14 protein-coding genes are annotated in these 18,292 nt (G+C 61.7%); 12 read left to right on the top strand and 2 right to left on the bottom strand.

The features are described from left to right. The first annotated feature begins 174 nt into the window (after positions 1-174). The 11 genes from iolC to M5C01_RS25775 all read left to right on the top strand — a co-directional run bounded on the left by iolC (position 175) and on the right by M5C01_RS25775 (position 14,015). On the top strand, positions 175-2,118 hold the full coding sequence (iolC, locus tag M5C01_RS25825; RefSeq protein ID WP_152741415.1) for a 5-dehydro-2-deoxygluconokinase: 1,944 nt from the start codon (positions 175-177) through the stop codon (positions 2,116-2,118). A 67-nt stretch (positions 2,119-2,185) separates the two neighbouring features. Then, positions 2,186-3,079 carry a myo-inosose-2 dehydratase gene (gene iolE / locus M5C01_RS25820; RefSeq protein WP_152741414.1) on the top strand — a complete coding sequence of 298 codons (894 nt, stop codon included), beginning with the start codon at positions 2,186-2,188 and terminating at the stop codon, positions 3,077-3,079. Beyond that, positions 3,076-3,885: a 5-deoxy-glucuronate isomerase gene (gene iolB / locus M5C01_RS25815; RefSeq protein ID WP_152741413.1), complete on the top strand. Its 810-nt coding sequence runs from the start codon at positions 3,076-3,078 to the stop codon at positions 3,883-3,885. Before iolE ends, iolB begins: the two co-directional genes overlap by 4 nt. 40 nt (positions 3,886-3,925) lie before the next feature. Then, positions 3,926-5,428 carry a CoA-acylating methylmalonate-semialdehyde dehydrogenase gene (locus tag M5C01_RS25810; RefSeq protein ID WP_152741412.1) on the top strand — a complete coding sequence of 501 codons (1,503 nt, stop codon included), beginning with the start codon at positions 3,926-3,928 and terminating at the stop codon, positions 5,426-5,428. Positions 5,429-5,463: 35 nt separating this feature from the next. Further along, positions 5,464-6,294 (top strand): TIM barrel protein, encoded by an 831-nt coding sequence (locus M5C01_RS25805; protein WP_152741411.1) that lies wholly within the window; start codon positions 5,464-5,466, stop codon positions 6,292-6,294. Next, the gene (gene iolD, locus M5C01_RS25800) at positions 6,291-8,222 is read left to right on the top strand and encodes a 3D-(3,5/4)-trihydroxycyclohexane-1,2-dione acylhydrolase (decyclizing) (RefSeq protein WP_152741410.1); all 1,932 of its coding nucleotides are present in this window, start codon (positions 6,291-6,293) and stop codon (positions 8,220-8,222) included. Before M5C01_RS25805 ends, iolD begins: the two co-directional genes overlap by 4 nt. Positions 8,223-8,264: 42 nt before the next feature. Next, entirely contained in the window at positions 8,265-9,275 is a 1,011-nt protein-coding gene (locus M5C01_RS25795; RefSeq protein ID WP_152741409.1) for a Gfo/Idh/MocA family oxidoreductase, read from the top strand. A gap of 55 nt (positions 9,276-9,330) precedes the next feature. Further along, positions 9,331-10,191, top strand: coding sequence for a sugar phosphate isomerase/epimerase (locus M5C01_RS25790; RefSeq protein WP_178129967.1), 861 nt, complete (start codon positions 9,331-9,333; stop codon positions 10,189-10,191). A 169-nt stretch (positions 10,192-10,360) separates the two neighbouring features. After that, on the top strand, positions 10,361-11,287 hold the full coding sequence (locus M5C01_RS25785) for a sugar ABC transporter substrate-binding protein (protein ID WP_152741408.1): 927 nt from the start codon (positions 10,361-10,363) through the stop codon (positions 11,285-11,287). A gap of 70 nt (positions 11,288-11,357) precedes the next feature. Next, entirely contained in the window at positions 11,358-12,926 is a 1,569-nt protein-coding gene (locus M5C01_RS25780) for a sugar ABC transporter ATP-binding protein (protein ID WP_103498325.1), read from the top strand. A 66-nt stretch (positions 12,927-12,992) separates the two neighbouring features. After that, a complete protein-coding gene (locus M5C01_RS25775) occupies positions 12,993-14,015 on the top strand; it encodes an ABC transporter permease (protein WP_100941611.1) in 1,023 nt (340 codons plus the stop codon). 57 nt (positions 14,016-14,072) lie between these two features. On the opposite strand, the gene M5C01_RS25770 is transcribed toward M5C01_RS25775, so the two are convergent. Next, entirely contained in the window at positions 14,073-15,095 is a 1,023-nt protein-coding gene (locus M5C01_RS25770) for a glycosyltransferase family 9 protein (protein WP_152741407.1), read from the bottom strand. A gap of 225 nt (positions 15,096-15,320) precedes the next feature. Here M5C01_RS25770 and M5C01_RS25765 point away from each other — a divergent pair, with 225 nt between their 5' ends. Then, positions 15,321-16,943, top strand: a complete 1,623-nt coding sequence (locus M5C01_RS25765; protein ID WP_152741406.1) for a methyl-accepting chemotaxis protein — start codon at positions 15,321-15,323, stop codon at positions 16,941-16,943. Between the two features lie 127 nt (positions 16,944-17,070). On the opposite strand, the gene M5C01_RS25760 is transcribed toward M5C01_RS25765, so the two are convergent. Further along, on the bottom strand, positions 17,071-18,258 hold the full coding sequence (locus M5C01_RS25760) for an MFS transporter (protein ID WP_152741405.1): 1,188 nt from the start codon (positions 18,256-18,258) through the stop codon (positions 17,071-17,073). Positions 18,259-18,292 lie beyond the last annotated feature (34 nt).

Raw genomic sequence — 18,292 nt, 5'->3', positions numbered from 1 at the left:
GATCCACCTTGTAGGCTCCGTCCCATTCGAGTGTAATGGAAAATATATTCCATATAAAAAATAATAGAAAATATATTGAATCTCGCCCTGAGACGTTCTAGTCTGGCCTCACACCAAAAGTGTTCGTGCCTTCATCGCGGCGAACGCAGGCTGATAAAAATAACAGGAGCCAGCATGGGCCAGACTCGTTTTGCCAGTGGGCGTCAATTGGATCTGATCTGCCTCGGGCGCCTTGGCGTCGACCTCTATGCGCAGCAAGTCGGGGCGCGACTGGAGGATGTCTCGAGCTTTGCCAAATACCTCGGCGGGTCCTCCGCCAACATCGCTTTCGGCACCGCCCGCCTGGGGGTGAAGTCGGCGATGTTGAGTCGGGTGGGGGACGACCATATGGGGCGCTTCCTGGTCGAATCCCTGACCCGTGAAGGTTGCGACACCCGCGGTATCAAGGTCGACCCGGAACGTCTGACCGCCATGGTGCTGCTCGGTCTCAAGGACCGCGAAACCTTCCCGCTGGTGTTCTACCGCGAGAACTGCGCCGACATGGCCCTGCGCGCCGAAGACATCCGCGAGGACTTCGTTGCCTCCAGCAAGGCCTTGCTGATCACCGGCACTCACTTCTCCACCGCCGGGGTCTACAAGGCCAGTATCCAGGCCCTGGACTACGCGGAAAAACACAACGTCCGGCGCGTGCTCGATATCGATTACCGCCCGGTGCTCTGGGGGCTGACCGGCAAGGCCGACGGCGAAACCCGTTTTGTCGCCGACCAGCAGGTCAGCCAACATGTGCAGGCCATCCTTCCACGCTTCGACCTGATCGTGGGCACGGAAGAGGAGTTCCTGATCGCCGGTGGCAGCCAGGACTTGCTCACCGCACTGCGCACCGTGCGCGGGCTGACCGCCGCGACCCTGGTGGTCAAGCTCGGCGCGCAAGGCTGCACGGTGATTCACGGGCCGATTCCGGCGCGGCTCGAAGACGGTGCCATTTATCCGGGCGTACGGGTCGAGGTGCTCAACGTGCTGGGCGCCGGCGATGCCTTTATGTCGGGCTTCCTCTGCGGTTGGCTGGAGGAGGCCAGCGATGAACGCTGCTGCCAACTGGCCAATGCCTGTGGCGGTCTGGTGGTGTCACGGCATGCCTGCGCCCCGGCGATGCCGACCCGCGCCGAACTCGATTACCTGTTCAACAGCCCGGTGCCGATCACCCGGCCCGACCAGGACATGACCCTGCAACGCCTGCATCAGGTCAGTGTGCCGCGCAAAGCCTGGCGGCAACTGTTTATCTTTGCCTTTGACCATCGCGGGCAATTGGTGGAACTGGCCCATAAGGGTGGCCGTGACCTCAATAGCATCGGTGAGCTCAAGCTGCTGTTTATCAAGGCCGTGGAGCGGGTCGAGGCCGAGCTGCGTCAACAGGGGATCGAGGCGGACGTCGGTCTGCTGGCCGATCAGCGCTTTGGCCAGGACTCGTTGAACGCCGCCACCGGTCGTGGCTGGTGGGTTGCGCGTCCGGTGGAAGTCCAGGGTTCCCGGCCGCTGGCCTTCGAGCAGGGCCGCTCCATCGGCAGCAACCTGATTGCCTGGCCCCAGGAGCAGATCATCAAGTGCCTGGTGCAATTCCATCCGGATGACGAGCCGATGCTGCGTCTGGAGCAGGAAGCGCAGATCAAGGCGCTGTACCAGGCGTCGCAGGTCAGTGGCCATGAGTTGCTGCTGGAGATCATCCCGCCCAAGGATCATCCATCGACCTACCCCGATGTGCTGTATCGCGCCCTCAAGCGCCTGTACAACCTGGATATCTACCCGGCCTGGTGGAAGATCGAAGCGCAAAGCGCCGCCGAATGGGAACAACTCGATGCCCTGATCCAGGAGCGCGATCCCTATTGCCGAGGCGTGGTCCTGCTGGGCCTGAACGCGCCGGCCGCGACCCTGGCGCAAGGTTTCCAGCAGGCCAGCCGGAGCCGGACTTGCCGCGGCTTTGCCGTCGGCCGGACGATTTTCCAGGAGCCCAGCCGGGCCTGGATGGCCGGTGAAATCGATGATGAAGCCTTGATCCAGCAGGTGCAGGCGACGTTTGTCGGTCTGATCGACGCTTGGCGTTCGGCGCGTAAAGGTTTGTAGGCACCAGGCTTTGACGACAACGGGTGCGATTTTCAACGGTATATAGAAAACAATAAAAGGTGCAGCCATGCCCGCTATCCGAATTGGCATCAACCCGATCTCCTGGAGTAACGACGACCTGCCTTCCCTCGGCGGCGAGACACCGCTGAGCACCGCCCTGAGCGAAGGCAAGGACATCGGCTACGAAGGGTTCGAGCTCAACGGCAAATTTCCCAAGGACGCCAAGGGCGTCGGCGATGTACTGCGGCCGTACGACCTGGCACTGGTCTCCGGCTGGTATTCCAGCCGCCTGGCCCGGCGTTCGGCGGCCGAGGAAATCGACGCCATCGCCAGTCATGTCGAGTTGCTCGCCCAGAACGGCGCCAAGGTGCTGGTCTACGGCGAAGTCGCCGACTCCATTCAAGGCCAGCGCATTGCGCTGGTGGAACGCCCGCGTTTTCACAGCGAACAGGCCTGGCAGGAATACGCTGACAAACTGACTGAGCTTGCGCGCTTCACCCTGTCCCGGGGTGTGCGCCTGGCCTATCACCACCACATGGGCGCCTACGTCGAATCGCCCGCTGACATCGACAAGTTGATGGCGCTGACCGGCAACGAAGTCGGCCTGCTGTTCGATTCGGGCCATTGCTACATGGGCGGAGGCGAGCCGCTGGAGGTGTTGCGCAGACATATCGGGCGGATCTGCCACGTGCATTTCAAGGACGTGCGCAAACCGGTGGTGCAACTGGCGCGCAACAACCTCTGGAGTTTCCCGGACTGCATCGTCAACGGCACCTTCACCGTGCCCGGCGATGGCGATATCGACTTTGCCGCGCTGCTGGATGTGTTGCTGGCCGCCGATTATCACGGTTGGCTGGTGGTCGAGGCCGAACAGGATCCGGCTGTCGCGCCGAGTTATATCTACGCCAAGAAAGGCTTCGACACCTTGCGTGGCTTGCTCGACCGGAGGACCGGACAATGAGCCTGCTGGTCAAGAGCCACGCCAAGGGCCGGACCCTGGTCGAGTTGCCGGCCGGTACCCTGGAGTATGTCGGCTTCGCCGCCTATCGCCTGAGCCTGGGGGAAAACCTGCCAGTCAGCGCCGGTGATAAGGAGCTGTGCCTGGTGCTGCTCGGCGGTCGGGTCAGCATCAAGGGCGAAGCGCCGGGGCAGGGCGCCTTTGACTGGGACAATATCGGCGATCGCCAGTCGGTGTTCGAAGATAAGTCCCCCTATGCGGTCTACCTGCCGCCCGGCAGCCAGGCCCAGGTGGTGGCCTTGAGCGATGTGCAGATTGCCGTCTGTGCCGCGCCCGGCTCAACAGCGGCGGGTCATGGCCCACGGCTGATCACCCCGCAAAGCATGAAGCGCAGCGTGCGCGGCAAAGGCGCCAACACCCGTTATGTCTGCGACATCCTGCCGGACACCGAGCCTGCGCACTCGCTGCTGGTGGTGGAAGTGCGCACGCCGTCCGGGCACTCGTCGAGCTACCCGCCGCACAAGCACGACACCGACGACCTGCCGCACCAGAGCTTTCTCGAAGAGACCTATTACCACCAGGTCAATCCGCCCCAGGGCTTCGTCTTTCAGCGTGTCTACACCGATGACCGTTCCATCGACCAGGCCATGGCCGTGGAAAACAGCGACCTGGTGGTGGTGCCCAAGGGGTATCACCCGGTCAGCGTGCCCTACGGCTACGAGTCGTATTACCTGAATGTGATGGCCGGCCCCAAGCGCGTCTGGCAGTTCCATAACGACCCACGGCACAGCTGGTTGCTGGACCTGTAGGTCCGGCGGCATTTCAACTTTCGGATGGAGAATAAAAATAATGAGTGAGGCTCCGGTTTTAGGCCATTACATCAACGGCCAGGTGCGCGACAGCGGTAGCGAGCGTTTCAGCAATGTCTTCAATCCGGCCACCGGCAGCGTGCAGGCGCGGGTCGGGCTGGCCAGCCAGCAGACCATCGATGACGCCGTCGCCAGTGCCTTGAAGGCTTTCCCGGCCTGGTCCGAGCAGTCATCCCTGCGCCGCTCGCGGGTGATGTTCAAGTTCAAGGAACTGCTGGATAAACACCACGATGAACTCGCCGAAATCATCTGCCGGGAACATGGCAAGGTGTTTTCCGACGCCAAGGGTGAAGTCACCCGGGGTATCGAGATCGTCGAATACGCCTGCGGCGCGCCGAACCTGCTGAAAACCGATTTCAGCGACAATATCGGCGGTGGCATCGACAACTGGAACCTGCGCCAGCCCCTGGGCGTTTGCGCCGGGGTCACGCCGTTCAACTTTCCGGTGATGGTGCCGTTGTGGATGATCCCGCTGGCACTGGTCACCGGTAACTGCTTTATCCTCAAACCCTCCGAGCGCGACCCGTCGGCCAGTCTGTTGATGGCCCGTCTGTTGACCGAAGCCGGCCTGCCGGACGGCGTATTCAATGTGGTGCAGGGCGACAAACTGGCGGTCGACGCCTTGCTCCAGCACCCGGATATCGAGGCCATTTCCTTTGTCGGCTCGACGCCGATTGCCGAGTACATCCACCAGCAGGCCACGGCGCGGGGCAAGCGGGTCCAGGCCCTGGGCGGGGCGAAGAACCATATGATCGTGATGCCCGACGCCGACCTCGACCAGGCCGCCGATGCCTTGATCGGCGCCGCCTACGGTTCGGCCGGCGAGCGCTGCATGGCGATCTCGATTGCCGTGGCGGTGGGCGAGGTCGGCGATGAGCTGATTGCCCGACTGCTGCCGCGTATCGATCAACTGAAGATCGGCAACGGCATGCAGGGCGACAGCGACATGGGGCCGCTGGTGACCGCCGAACACAAGGCCAAGGTCGAAGGCTTTATCGGCGAGGGCGTGGCCCAGGGCGCGCGGCTGATTGTCGACGGTCGCGGCTTCAAGGTGCCGGGTGCGGAAAACGGCTTCTTCGTCGGCGCCACGCTGTTCGACAACGTCACCACCGAAATGAGCATCTACCAGCAGGAAATCTTCGGCCCGGTGCTGGGGATCGTGCGGGTTCCGGATTTTGCCAGCGCCGTGGCGTTGATCAATGCCCACGAGTTCGGCAATGGCGTGTCCTGTTTCACCAGCGACGGCGGGATTGCCCGCTCCTTTGCCCGCAGCATCAAGGTCGGCATGGTCGGCATCAACGTACCGATCCCCGTGCCCATGGCCTGGCACTCGTTCGGTGGCTGGAAGCGCTCGTTGTTCGGCGACCACCATGCCTACGGCGATGAAGGCCTGCGTTTCTACAGCCGGTACAAGAGCGTGATGCAGCGCTGGCCGGACAGCATTGCCAAAGGCCCTGAATTCAGCATGCCCACCGCCAAGTAGGCGATCTTCATCTTTGTCCGCGGAGAACAAGAATAATGAACCAGCCCCTGCGTTTCGCCCTGAACCGTATGGTTGCCCCACGTTTGTCACTGCCGCAATTCATTGAACTGGCGGTGGCCCTGAAGGCCGATGCCATCGAGATCCGCAACGATCTCATGGGTGTCGAGATCGAAGATGGCACACCGGCCGTGCGGGTCCGCGAGTTGTGCGCGGCCCACGGCATCAAGGTGCTGTCGATCAACGCCCTGTACCCCTTTGATGTCTGGAATGCCGAGCGCCGCGCGCAGACCCTGGCGCTGGCGGCCTATGCCCGTGATTGCGGGGCCGAGGGCCTGGTGATGTGCCCGTTCAATGATCGCGACGATCCACGCTCGGAAGCACAACGCAACGCCGGGTTGCGTACGGCCTTGAGCGAACTGGCGCCGATTCTGCGTGAGTACGGGATTCTCGGTTTTATCGAGCCCCTGGGTTTCGAAGAGTGCGCATTGCGGCGCAAGCGCACGGCGGTGGAGGCGATCAAGGCGATTGGCGGGCTGGATGTGTTCCGCCTGGTGCATGACACCTTTCATCATCACCTGGCCGGCGAACAGGAATACTTCCCCGAGCTGACCGGCCTGGTGCATATCTCCGGGGTCGAGGACGCGCAAGTGCCGCTGGCGAACATCCGCGACGGCCATCGGGTGCTGGTGGGCGAGGCCGATATCCTCGGCAACGCGGCGCAGATCGAAGCCTTGCGCAGCAGCGGTTACAACGGCTACCTGTCGTTCGAACCCTTTGCCGAAAGCGTGCATGGGCGGGCGGATATCCAGCAGGCCCTGGGCGCGAGCATGGTCCATCTTCAACAGGCATTGGCGGTGCAAGCATGACCACGACCCGACTGACCATGGCCCAGGCGCTGGTGAAGTTCCTCGACAACCAGTACGTCGAGGTCGATGGGGTGCAAAGCAAGTTTGTCGCCGGGGTCTTCACCATCTTCGGCCACGGCAATGTGCTGGGCCTTGGCCAGGCACTGGAGCAGGACAGCGGCGACCTGGTGGTCCACCAGGGCCGCAACGAGCAGGGCATGGCCCATGCGGCCATCGGCTTTGCCAAGCAGCACCTGCGGCGGAAAATCTACGCCTGCACCTCGTCGGTCGGCCCCGGCGCGGCGAATATGCTCACCGCCGCCGCGACGGCGACCGCCAACCGTATTCCCCTGCTGCTGCTGCCCGGCGATGTCTACGCCAGTCGCCAGCCGGACCCGGTGCTGCAACAGATCGAGCAGTTCCATGACCTGAGCATCAGCACCAACGATGCGTTCAAGGCCGTCAGCAAGTACTGGGACCGCATCAATCGTCCGGAACAGTTGATGAGCGCGGCGATCCACGCCATGCGGGTACTCACGGATCCTGCGGAAACCGGCGCGGTAACCCTGGCCTTGCCCCAGGACGTCCAGGCCGAAGCCTATGACTACCCCGATTATTTCCTGCAAAAGCGCGTGCACCGCATCGACCGCCGTCCGGCCACCGAGGCCATGCTCGGCGACGCCGTGGCGCTGCTCAAGGGCAAGCGCAAACCGCTGATCATCTGTGGCGGCGGGGTTCGGTATTCCGGGGCGAATGCGGCGTTGCAGGCCTTTGCCGAACGCTTCGACATTCCTTTCGCCGAGACCCAGGCCGGCAAGAGCGCGGTGGTCTCCAGCCATCCGCTGAACGTCGGCGGCATCGGTGAAACTGGCTGCCTGGCGGCCAACCTGCTGGCCAAGGAAGCCGACCTGATCATCGGCATCGGCACCCGCTACTCGGACTTCACCACCGCGTCGAAGTGGCTGTTCCAGCATCCCGAGGTGCAGTTCCTCAACCTCAATATCAGCCCCTGTGACGCCCTGAAACTCGATGGCGCGCAGGTGCTGGCCGATGCCCGCTCAGCGTTGCAGGCGTTGGGCGAGGCGCTGGGTGATTACCGCGCCAGCTGGGGTGAGCAAACACGCCAGGCCAAGGCCCGGTTGGACGAGGAGGTCGACCGGGTCTATCAGGTCGAGTACCAGGCCAAGGATTTCGTCCCGGAAATCAACGACCACATGGACCCGGCGGTGCTGCGCGAATTTATCGAGCTGACTGGTTCCTGCCTGACCCAGAGCCGGGTGCTCGGCGTGTTGAACGAAACCCTGGCCGATGACGCGGTGATCGTCGCGGCGGCCGGCAGCTTGCCCGGCGACCTGCAACGCAGCTGGCGCAGCAAGGGCGTGAACACCTATCACGTCGAGTACGGCTATTCCTGCATGGGCTACGAGGTCAATGCCGCCCTCGGGGTGAAACTCGCGGAACCGGCGCGGGAGGTCTATGCCCTGGTCGGCGACGGCTCCTACATGATGCTGCATTCGGAGCTGGTCACCTCGATCCAGGAGCGGCGCAAGATCAACGTGATCCTGCTCGACAACATGACCTTCGGCTGCATCAACAACCTGCAGATGGAACACGGCATGGACAGCTTCTGCACCGAGTTCCGTTTCCGCGATCCGGCCACCGGCAAGCTCGACGGCGACTTTGTCCCGGTGGACTTCGCCATGAGCGCGGCGGCCTACGGTTGCAAGACCTACAAGATCAACACGGTCGAGCAGTTGCAGGCGGCCCTGGCCGATGCGCGGTTGCAGACGGTGTCGACGCTGATCGATATCAAGGTCCTGCCCAAGACCATGATTCACAAATACCTGTCCTGGTGGCGGGTCGGCGTGGCGCAAGTCTCCACCAGCGCGCGCACCGATGCCGTGGCCAAAAACCTTAACGAGCAACTGGCCAAGGCGCGTCAGTACTGAGCCCTTGCACCGAACAAAAAATACGCCAACAGGAGTTTTCCCATGTCTTTAAAGCTAGGTGTCATCGGCACCGGTGCCATCGGTCAGGATCACATTCGTCGTTGCAGCAAGACCCTGCTCAACAGCCAGGTGGTGGCGGTCACCGACATCAACCTGCAACAGGCGGCCAAGGTGGTCGCCGACCTGCAACTGACCGCCGAGGTCTACCCGGACGGTCATGCGCTGATCAAGGCGCCGGAAGTCGAAGCGATCCTGGTCACGTCCTGGGGCCCGAGCCACGAGGAGTTCGTGCTGGCGGCGATTGCGGCCGGCAAGCCGGTGTTCTGCGAGAAGCCGCTGGCGGTCACCGCCGAAGGCTGTCGCAAGATCGTCGCCGCCGAAGTGGCCCATGGCAAGCGCCTGGTGCAGGTCGGCTTCATGCGTCCCTACGATGAAGGTTACCGGGCCCTCAAGGCGGTGATCGACAGCGGCCAGATCGGCGAGCCGTTGATGCTGCATTGCGCCCACCGCAACCCGACCGTGGGTGAGAACTACAAGACCGACATGGCCATCACCGACACCCTGATCCATGAGCTGGACGTGCTGCGCTGGCTGCTGGCCGATGACTACGTGTCGGTGCAGGTGGTGTTCCCGCGCAAGACCAGCAAGGCCCATGCCCACCTGAAGGACCCGCAAATCGTCCTGCTGGAAACCGCCCGGGGCACGCGGATCGACGTCGAGGTCTTCGTCAACTGCCAGTACGGTTATGACATCCAGTGCGAAGTGGTCGGCGAAACCGGCATTGCCAGGTTGCCGGAGCCCTCGCAAGTGCAACTGCGCAGCGGCGCCAAGCTGTCCAATGCAATCCTGATGGATTGGAAAGACCGCTTTATTGCCGCCTATGACGTCGAGTTGCAGGCGTTTATCGACGGTGTGCGCGCCGGCCAGGTCGGCGGCCCGTCGGCGTGGGATGGCCTGGCGGCGGCGGTGGCGGCGGATGCCTGCATCGAAGCCCAGGGCAGCGGGGCGATTGTCCGCATCGGGCTGCCGGAGCGCCCACACTTCTACGGCTAAGGCCTTGCCATTGAGCGTTCCCACCCCGCAGGTGGGAACGCAAGGAGAACCCATCGTGCGTATTGCCCTCGACCCCTATATGTACCGCAACTTGCCCCTGGGCAAGATGGTCGACAAGGTCGCCGAGCTCGGTTACCAATATATTGAGCTGTCGCCCCGGGAAGATTTCCTGCCGTTCTACAAGGCGCCACGGGTTGACCGGGCGCGCATCAAGGCGTTTCGCAAAGCCCTGAGCGACACCGGGGTTCAACTCTCGTCGCTGCTGCCGATGTATCACTGGGCCGCCGCCGACGAAGGCCTGCGGGTGGCGGCGGTGCGCAACTGGAAGCGGGTGATCCAGATCGCCGTGGACATGGACTGCGAGCTGGTCAATACGGAGTTCACCGGACAGTCGGACAACCCGCTGGTCTGTGAAAACCAGTTCATGCGCTCGATGGACGAGTTGATGCCGGAGTTCGAACGCGAAGGCATCAAGCTGGATATCCAGGCGCACCCCTATGACTTCTGCGAGCGCAACAACGAGTCGGTCGACATCATTCGTGGCCTCGACCGCGACTGGATCAACTACCTCTATGCGGCGCCGCACACCTTTTTCTATGACGACGGCAAAGGTGACATCGCCTCGATGCTCAAGTACGCCGGCTCCAAGCTCAGTCACCTGATCATCGCCGACACCTACAACCACAAGGCCTCGTCGAGCCTGCGTTATATCGTCAATCCACCGGGGGTCACGGCCACCGTGCACCAGCACCTGGATATCGGCCAGGGCGAGGTCGACTGGGAGGCGTTTTTCGGCACCCTGCGCGAGATCAAGTTCGATGGCATCGCCACGGTATCGGTGTTCGCCTGGGAAGATCGTCCGGACGAATCGAACCGGATGATGCTCGAACGCGTCACCCGCGAGCTTTGCCAGTAAGGCCCAAAGATGAAAAAGAAAATAAATTTCTAAAACAGATTGATATGGAAATTATTTTCCAATAAAGTCAATTTCAGGTTGTCGACTGCTGACGATCATTCGCTTGCCGGTCACTGAAAGAGTCACGTTTGATCCATAAAACCAACAAGAATGTGGAGAAAGACTTTTCATGAAAACCAAGATCCGTTTCACTTCCCTTGCCCTGTCCCTGATGCTCGCCAGCGGTGCCGCCTTCGCCGACATGAAGATCGGCGTGAGCATGTCGCAGTTCGATGACACCTGGCTGACCTACCTGCGTGAATCCATGGACCAGAAAGCCAAGTCCATGCCCGACGGTGTGAAACTGCAGTTCGAAGACGCCCGTGGCGATGTGGTCAAGCAACTGAGCCAGGTGGAAAGCTTCGTCAGCCAGAAGGTCGACGCCATCATCGTCAACCCGGTGGACACTGCCGCCACCAAGAAAATCACTGACGCGGCGGTCAAGGCGGGGATTCCCCTGGTCTACGTCAACCGCCGGCCGGATGATCTGAATCTGCCCAAGGGCGTGACCACCGTCGCCTCCAACGACCTCGAAGCCGGGCAGATGCAGATGCAGTACCTCGCCGAGAAAATGAACGGCAAGGGCGACATCGTGATCCTCCTCGGTGACCTCGCCAACAACTCCACCACCAACCGCACCAAGGGCGTCAAGGACGTCCTGGCCAAGTACCCGAACATCAAGATCGAGCAGGAGCAGACCGGTACCTGGTCGCGGGACAAAGGCATGACCCTGGTCAACGACTGGCTGACCCAGGGCCGCAAATTCGATGCCGTGGTCGCCAACAACGACGAGATGGCCATCGGCGCGTCCATGGCGCTGGAGCAGGCCGGGGTGAAAAAGGGTAGTGTGCTGATTGCCGGTGTCGATGGTACCCCCGATGGCCTGCGTGCGGTGACAAAAGGCGATATGACGGTCTCGGTGTTCCAGGATGCCAAGGGCCAGGCGGTCGGTTCCCTCGACGCCGCGGTGAAGATGGCCAAGCATGAGCCGGTCGAACAGGCGGTGTGGGTGCCGTATCGCCTGATCACTCCGCAAAACGTTGCTCAGTTCAAATAGTCAGTCCGTTCAATAACAACAATAAACAAGCAAGGTCGCACTGCTCGCCTTGCTGATGGAGTACCTGATCATGTTCGCTTCAGCGACTGCTTCGAGCAACCCGCTGGTGGGTATCCAGCCAACCGCCCTACCTGTCGATGAGCCGTACCTGCTGGAGATTGTCAACGTCAGCAAGGGTTTTCCCGGGGTAGTGGCGCTGTCCGATGTACAACTGCGGGTCCGCCCGGGGTCGGTGCTGGCCCTGATGGGCGAGAACGGTGCCGGCAAATCCACCCTGATGAAAATCATCGCCGGCATCTACCAGCCGGACGCCGGTGAGCTGCGCCTGCGCGGCAAGCCGGTGGTCTTCGACACGCCGCTGGCGGCCTTGCAGTCCGGGATCGCGATGATCCACCAGGAGCTCAACCTGATGCCGCACATGAGCGTCGCCGAGAACATCTGGATCGGTCGCGAGCAGCTCAACGGCTTCCATATGATCGACCACCGGGAAATGCACCGCTGCACGGCGAAACTGCTGGAACGGCTGCGCATCAACCTCGACCCGGAAGAACATGTCGGCAACCTGAGCATCGCCGAACGGCAGATGGTCGAGATCGCCAAAGCGGTGTCCTACGACTCCGACATCCTGATCATGGACGAACCGACCTCGGCCATCACCGACAAGGAAGTCGCCCACCTGTTCTCGATCATTGCCGACCTCAAGTCCCAGGGTAAGGGCATCATCTACATCACCCACAAAATGAACGAAGTGTTCGCCATCGCCGATGAAGTGGCGGTATTCCGCGACGGTGCCTATATCGGCCTGCAGCGGGCCGACAGCATGGACGGCGACAGCCTGATCTCGATGATGGTCGGGCGTGAACTGAGCCAGTTGTTCCCGGTGCGCGAAAAGCCCATCGGCGATCTGCTGCTGTCGGTGCGCGACCTGCGTCTGGATGGCATCTTCAAAGGGGTGTCGTTCGACCTGCATGCCGGTGAGATCCTCGGCATCGCCGGGTTGATGGGCTCGGGCAGGACCAATGTCGCCGAAGCGTTGTTCGGCATCACCCCCAGCGATGGCGGGGAAATCCGCCTCGACGGCCTGCCGGTACGGATCAGCGACCCGCACCTGGCGATCGAGAAGGGTTTTGCCCTGCTCACCGAGGACCGCAAGCTCAGTGGCCTGTTCCCGTGCCTCTCGGTCATGGAAAACATGGAAATGGCCGTGCTGCCGCATTACGTCAGCGGTAACGGCTTTATCCAGCAGAAAGCCTTGCGCGCCCTGTGCGAGGAAATGTGCAAGAAGCTGCGGGTGAAAACCCCGTCCCTGGAGCAGTGCATCGACACCTTGTCCGGAGGCAACCAGCAAAAGGCCTTGCTCGCCCGTTGGCTGATGACCAACCCGCGGATCCTGATTCTCGACGAGCCGACCCGGGGCATCGATGTCGGCGCCAAGGCCGAGATCTACCGGTTGATCGCCTACCTCGCCAGCGAAGGCATGGCGGTGATCATGATTTCCTCGGAGCTGCCGGAAGTGCTCGGCATGAGCGACCGGGTGATGGTCATGCACGAGGGCGACCTGATGGGCACCCTCGACCGTGGCGAGGCGACCCAGGAGCGGGTCATGCAACTGGCCTCCGGGATGACCGCGGTTCACTAGTTGTTCAACGTACAGAGGCCGGCGGCGGTGCTCCGCGCCGGTAACGCGATAGAAGGGTGAGTGGTTATGAACGTGATACTGGAAAACAAGCCTGCAACGGTGCCGGTCAAGAGTCGCCGGCGCCTTCCCACCGAACTGAGCATCTTCCTGGTACTGATCGGCATCGGCCTGGTCTTCGAACTGTTCGGCTGGATCGTCCGCGACCAGAGTTTCCTGATGAACTCCCAGCGGCTGGTGCTGATGATCTTGCAGGTCTCGATCATCGGCCTGCTGGCGATCGGGGTCACCCAGGTCATTATCACCACCGGCATCGACCTGTCGTCGGGCTCGGTGCTGGCACTCTCGGCGATGATCGCCGCGAGCCTGGCGCAGACCTCGGACTTCGCCCGGGCGGTGTTTCCGTCGCTGACCGACCTGCCGGTGTGGATCCCGGTCATTGTCGGACTCGGGGTAGGGCTGCTGGCGGGGGCGATCAACGGCAGCATCATTGCCCTGACCGGGATTCCGCCCTTTATTGCCACCCTCGGCATGATGGTCTCGGCCCGTGGCCTGGCGCGTTACTACACCGAAGGCCAGCCGGTGAGCATGCTCTCGGATTCCTATACGGCCATCGGCCACGGCGCGATGCCGGTGATCATTTTCCTGGTGGTGGCGCTGATCTTCCACATCGCCCTGCGCTACACCAAGTACGGCAAGTACACCTACGCCATCGGCGGCAACATGCAGGCGGCGCGCACTTCCGGGATCAACGTCAAGCGCCATCTGGTGATTGTCTACAGCATCGCCGGGCTCTTGTCGGGACTGGCCGGGGTGGTCGCTTCGGCACGTGCCGCCACCGGGCAGGCGGGTATGGGCATGTCCTACGAACTGGACGCGATTGCGGCGGCGGTGATTGGCGGTACCAGCCTGGCGGGTGGGGTGGGGCGCATTACCGGCACGGTGATCGGCGCGCTGATCCTCGGGGTCATGGCCAGCGGCTTCACCTTTGTCGGGGTCGACGCCTATATCCAGGACATCATCAAGGGGCTGATCATCGTGGTGGCGGTGGTCATCGACCAGTATCGCAACAAGCGCAAGCTCAAGCGCTGAGCGAGATATAAACGACAAGGGCCTTTTCAGGCCCTTGTTGCGTTATCGATCAGAACCTCAGGCCACTGCCGAGGTGATGGGCGCTGAATCCTGTTGCGTCGGTGTCTCCGGTAAATAGCGCACAACAGCCTGATAGACCTCGTCCACCGAAATATTGTCCATCCCGTCTTTTTGAATAATGCTGTGATGGGTGTTTGCGGGATAAGGACCGGTGTGCGCCGGATCGGTTTTTCCGCAGAGCAGGACCATCGGTCGTTCCATTGCACAGGCCACATGCATCGGGCCGGTATCTCCGGTCAGGAGCAAGTCACAGCGCTTGAACACCGCCGCGAGTTGGCCGACATTGGTTTTGCCGATGAGATTCAGGATGTTCGGGTTGGCGGTCAGCGCGTCGGCCGCGAAGGCTTCGCTGGGGGAGCCGGTGAGTACGATATGCACAGCAGGGTGTTCTTTTATCAGGCGTTGGATCAGTTGATCAAAGCGCTTGAAGGACCAGCTGCGAGTATCTTTTGCCATCAGGAAAGGAAACAGCTTGTACAGGATCCGCTGACCTTTTTTCGAAATCTGATGGCAGCCCATGTGCAAGGCCAGGATAAACGGCTGTGGGGCAGCTGGAATGGGGCTCAACAGTAAATCGGCCTGCGATTCGTCCTGGGCATTCGTATTGAGCTCATAAGGCCCCAATGGAAATTGCGCCACGTTCGGCATCTGCTGAATCAGGAATCGATAGAAATTTTCCGAATAATGAAACGCACCGGCATAACGCGGGGGTATCAGGACGCGCGGAATGTCTCCCAGGTATTCGACGACGTGGTTGATATTTTGCAGGGGCAAGATGACATCGTATCCGGCGGCCAGTTGCTCGATAGGCTGTTCTTCCGCACGGTAGAGTGTATCGATGCAGGTATTTTGCGACAGCAGCTCATGGGACAGGGCTGATAACGTGACAACGTCTATTCGGGCATGCAGTTTTGCAAGGCGCAGCACGCGGATTCCGGGTGTTGCGAACAGGCTATCGCCCAGACGGTGCGGAGCCACCAGGAGAATTTTTTCTGCGGCCTGTAGCGGGCTGGTTGTCATGCAATGGATCCGGTTCGGGTTTGGAGAGGGCGACGGCTCGCAGGAATGACTGGCAACCGAAAAGGAGCGATCTTATCAATTCTGTGGTTTTTTTCCTACTTTGTGCCCGTTGGTAGGCCTACCTACAGAAAATCGCAACCAAGCCGATAGCCTTATGGCCGGGATCGCCTGCTATCCTGCCGCGGCCTGCTGTCTTCCGTCCCCGTTCAATGCGAGATCCCGCCCATGTTGTTGAGAAATATCCGGATTGCACCCCGAGCGTTCATCGGTTTTGCCGCAATCGCCTTGCTCAGTGTGTTCCTGGGGCTGTTCGCGTTGAAGCAGATTCGCGACGTGCAGGCCCAGGCCGCCGATATCCAGAACAACTGGCTGCAGCGGGTGCGGGTGCTGGCATCGGCGAATGCGTCGCTGGACCGTTACCGCCTGGGCTCCATGGCCCATATCCTGTCTTCCAGTGCCGCGGACATGAAAGTCTACGAGGACAAATCGGCCGGGCGCTTGCAAAGCGTGCATGAGCAGATGTCGATCTACGCGGGCTTGTTGACCAGCGGAGACGACAAAGGGCGGCTGGACGCCTTCAACCGCAGCCTGGAAGCCTATGCCAAGAATCACCTCGAATTGCTCAGGCTGTCGCGGCTGGGGGACAAGGCCGGTGCCAACACCTACCTCTCGACCATCCGTGAATCCTATGAACAGATGACCAAGAACCTCGATGACCTGATCGAGCATGCCAACCAGGGCGCGGAGCTGGCCGGCAAACAGTCGGCCAGCACCTATGACAGCGCGGTGGCGGGCATCGGCCTGGTGATTCTGCTGGTGGGTATCGGCACCGTGCTGGTGGCCTGGCTGCTCACCCGCAGCATTACCGTCCCGATCATCGAGGCGGTGCAGGTTGCGGAAACCATCGCCAAGGGTGACCTGACGCAACCGATCAATCCGGCCGGCAACGACGAAGCCAGTCGCTTGCTCGCGGCCCTGGCGGTGATGCAGGGCAGCCTGCTCACCACCCTCAAGCAGATCACCCATTCGTCGACCCAACTGGCCTCGGCGGCCGAAGAGTTGAACGCGGTGACGGCCGAGGGCAGTCGTGACCTGCAACAGCAGCATGGGGAAATCGAACAGGCCGCCACCGCGGTGACCGAGATGACCAGCGCCATTGAAGAGGTGGCCAGGAACGCCTCGTCCACCTCGGACCTGTCCCAGGAGTCCCGGACCATTGCACTGAAGGGGCAGCAGCGGATGGTCGAGGCGGTGACGGCGATTGTCGCGCTGACCCGTGGCGTCGAGGTCAGCTCCGAGCAGATCGGCGGACTGGCGGCGCAGGCCCAAGGCATCGGCAAGGTCCTCGATGTGATTCGTACCATCGCCGAGCAGACCAACCTGCTGGCGCTCAATGCCGCCATTGAAGCGGCGCGCGCCGGTGAGGCCGGTCGTGGCTTTGCGGTGGTGGCGGATGAAGTACGGGCCCTGGCCCATCGGACCGCGCAGTCGACCCGGGAAATCGAAGAGATGATCGGCAGCATCCAGACCGGTACCGCCACTGCCGTGAGTGGCATGCACAACAGCAGCAACATGACCCGGCAGACCCTGGAGCTCGCCGAAGCGGCCAAGACCGCGCTGGCGGAAATCGTCGAGGCGAATGACGAGATCAATAACCGCAACCTGGTTATCACCACCGCCGCCGACGAACAGGCCCATGTCGCCCGCTCGGTGGATCGCAACCTGCTGAATATCCGCGAGTTATCGATCCAGTCTTCCGAAGGTTCGAACCAGACCACCGCCGCGTCGCAGTCCCTGGCCCACCTGGCCACCGAACTCAATACCCTGGTCAAGCATTTCCAGATCTAGGCGCCCCAAGCAGACCGATTCCCCCTTGGTCCGAGTTCCATCAATGCCCTGTAACAGGCCAGCCCACCTCCCGGTGGGTGGCTCGCTGTCCGAAAGTCCCATCAGTCAATGGCCACGCAGCGATGCGTCACTCAGTCTGCTGCGACGGATGCGCCCCCCTTTTGGCAGCACCGCTGAAGAACAGCACTTTTATCGCGATGATCAGCACGGCCAGCCCGGCAAACAGGCAACCGCTGTACAGGGTTCCCCGCAAGCCCAGGCGAGCCAGGAACCAGCCGCCGGTCGTGGAACCGAGACTCACGCCCAGATTGATGAAGGAAATGTAGAGACCGGTGGCGAACTCAGGTGCCTCCGGTGCCTCGGACGTGAGCCAGATCTGCGTGACGATCAGCCCGCTGGTATGGGTTGCGCCCCAGATCAGCACGATCAGCAGCATGGCCGGCAGGGATGGACTGGCGAACAGGTACAGCAGGCCATAGGCGCCGGCCAGCAGGATCGGATGGAGCAGGGTGGTACGCACCATGTTCTGGCCGATCAGCTTGCCGGCATACAAGTTGCCGGCGACTCCACCGATGCCGAATACCACCAGCAGGATACTGATCCACTGTGCGCTCATGCCCGCTTCCTTGGCCAGGTACTCGGCCGAGTAGCTGTACACGGAAAACATCGCGGCAAAGATCAGGGTCGAGGCGGTGATATTCAGCCACAGCGGGAACTTGCGCAGGATCGCCAGTTGTTCCTTGTAGGACGCGTTCGCCTTGCCCGGGGCATCCGGCAATTGCGCAATGATCCCCAGGCCGGCGATGCAGTTGACTGCCGCGCAAAACAGGAACGAAGTCTCATAGGAAAACTGCGCGGCGATCAGGGTGGTCAGCGGCACTCCCAAAACCATGCCCATGCTGGTGCCGACAAACGCTTTGGCCGCGGCCCGTGTCGACTCCTCGGGCGGGTACAGCGCGGTGGCGGCGACGAATGCCAGCGAGAAGTACACGGGGTGGAACAACGCCGGGATGATACGCAGCAGCATCAGCGATTCGACGTTCGGGGCGTAGGCTGATAGCACGCTGGTACCGGCGAACACGAACAGCGCCAGACTGAGCATGTGTTTGCGGTTGAAGCGCGAGAGCAGCAACACCATGACCGGGCCGAACACCGCGATGATCAAGGCGAACAGTCCCACCAGCAGGCCTGCTTGGGAAGCGCTGATGGTAAAACGTTCGATGATCATCGGCAGGATACCGACCACGCCGAACTCAAGGGTGTAGACGCCGAACAGGCCCAGGGCGAGGAAGTAGATCGGGTGGAGGATTTTCATCAGAGTGATTCCAGGTTTTGATGCGCGGGGTACT

This window comes from Pseudomonas sp. MWU12-2319 (genome assembly GCF_023242525.1).
GTDB lineage: Bacteria > Pseudomonadota > Gammaproteobacteria > Pseudomonadales > Pseudomonadaceae > Aquipseudomonas > Aquipseudomonas gingeri_D.
Note: the sequence above shows the minus strand (reverse complement) of the source record. Positions and strands in the feature narration are given on the sequence as shown.

Excerpts from the sequence above, each read along its gene's own strand:
- M5C01_RS25780 (WP_103498325.1), top strand. The coding sequence starts at position 11,358 with ATGTTCGCTTCAGCGACTGCTTCGAGCAACCCGCTGGTGGGTATCCAG.
- M5C01_RS25785 (WP_152741408.1), top strand. The coding sequence starts at position 10,361 with ATGAAAACCAAGATCCGTTTCACTTCCCTTGCCCTGTCCCTGATGCTC.
- iolB (WP_152741413.1), top strand. The coding sequence starts at position 3,076 with ATGAGCCTGCTGGTCAAGAGCCACGCCAAGGGCCGGACCCTGGTCGAG.
- M5C01_RS25810 (WP_152741412.1), top strand. The coding sequence starts at position 3,926 with ATGAGTGAGGCTCCGGTTTTAGGCCATTACATCAACGGCCAGGTGCGC.
- iolE (WP_152741414.1), top strand. The coding sequence starts at position 2,186 with ATGCCCGCTATCCGAATTGGCATCAACCCGATCTCCTGGAGTAACGAC.
- M5C01_RS25765 (WP_152741406.1), top strand. The coding sequence starts at position 15,321 with ATGTTGTTGAGAAATATCCGGATTGCACCCCGAGCGTTCATCGGTTTT.
- M5C01_RS25795 (WP_152741409.1), top strand. The coding sequence starts at position 8,265 with ATGTCTTTAAAGCTAGGTGTCATCGGCACCGGTGCCATCGGTCAGGAT.
- M5C01_RS25805 (WP_152741411.1), top strand. The coding sequence starts at position 5,464 with ATGAACCAGCCCCTGCGTTTCGCCCTGAACCGTATGGTTGCCCCACGT.
- M5C01_RS25770 (WP_152741407.1), bottom strand. The coding sequence starts at position 15,095 with ATGACAACCAGCCCGCTACAGGCCGCAGAAAAAATTCTCCTGGTGGCT.
- iolC (WP_152741415.1), top strand. The coding sequence starts at position 175 with ATGGGCCAGACTCGTTTTGCCAGTGGGCGTCAATTGGATCTGATCTGC.
- iolD (WP_152741410.1), top strand. The coding sequence starts at position 6,291 with ATGACCACGACCCGACTGACCATGGCCCAGGCGCTGGTGAAGTTCCTC.
- M5C01_RS25775 (WP_100941611.1), top strand. The coding sequence starts at position 12,993 with ATGAACGTGATACTGGAAAACAAGCCTGCAACGGTGCCGGTCAAGAGT.
- M5C01_RS25760 (WP_152741405.1), bottom strand. The coding sequence starts at position 18,258 with ATGAAAATCCTCCACCCGATCTACTTCCTCGCCCTGGGCCTGTTCGGC.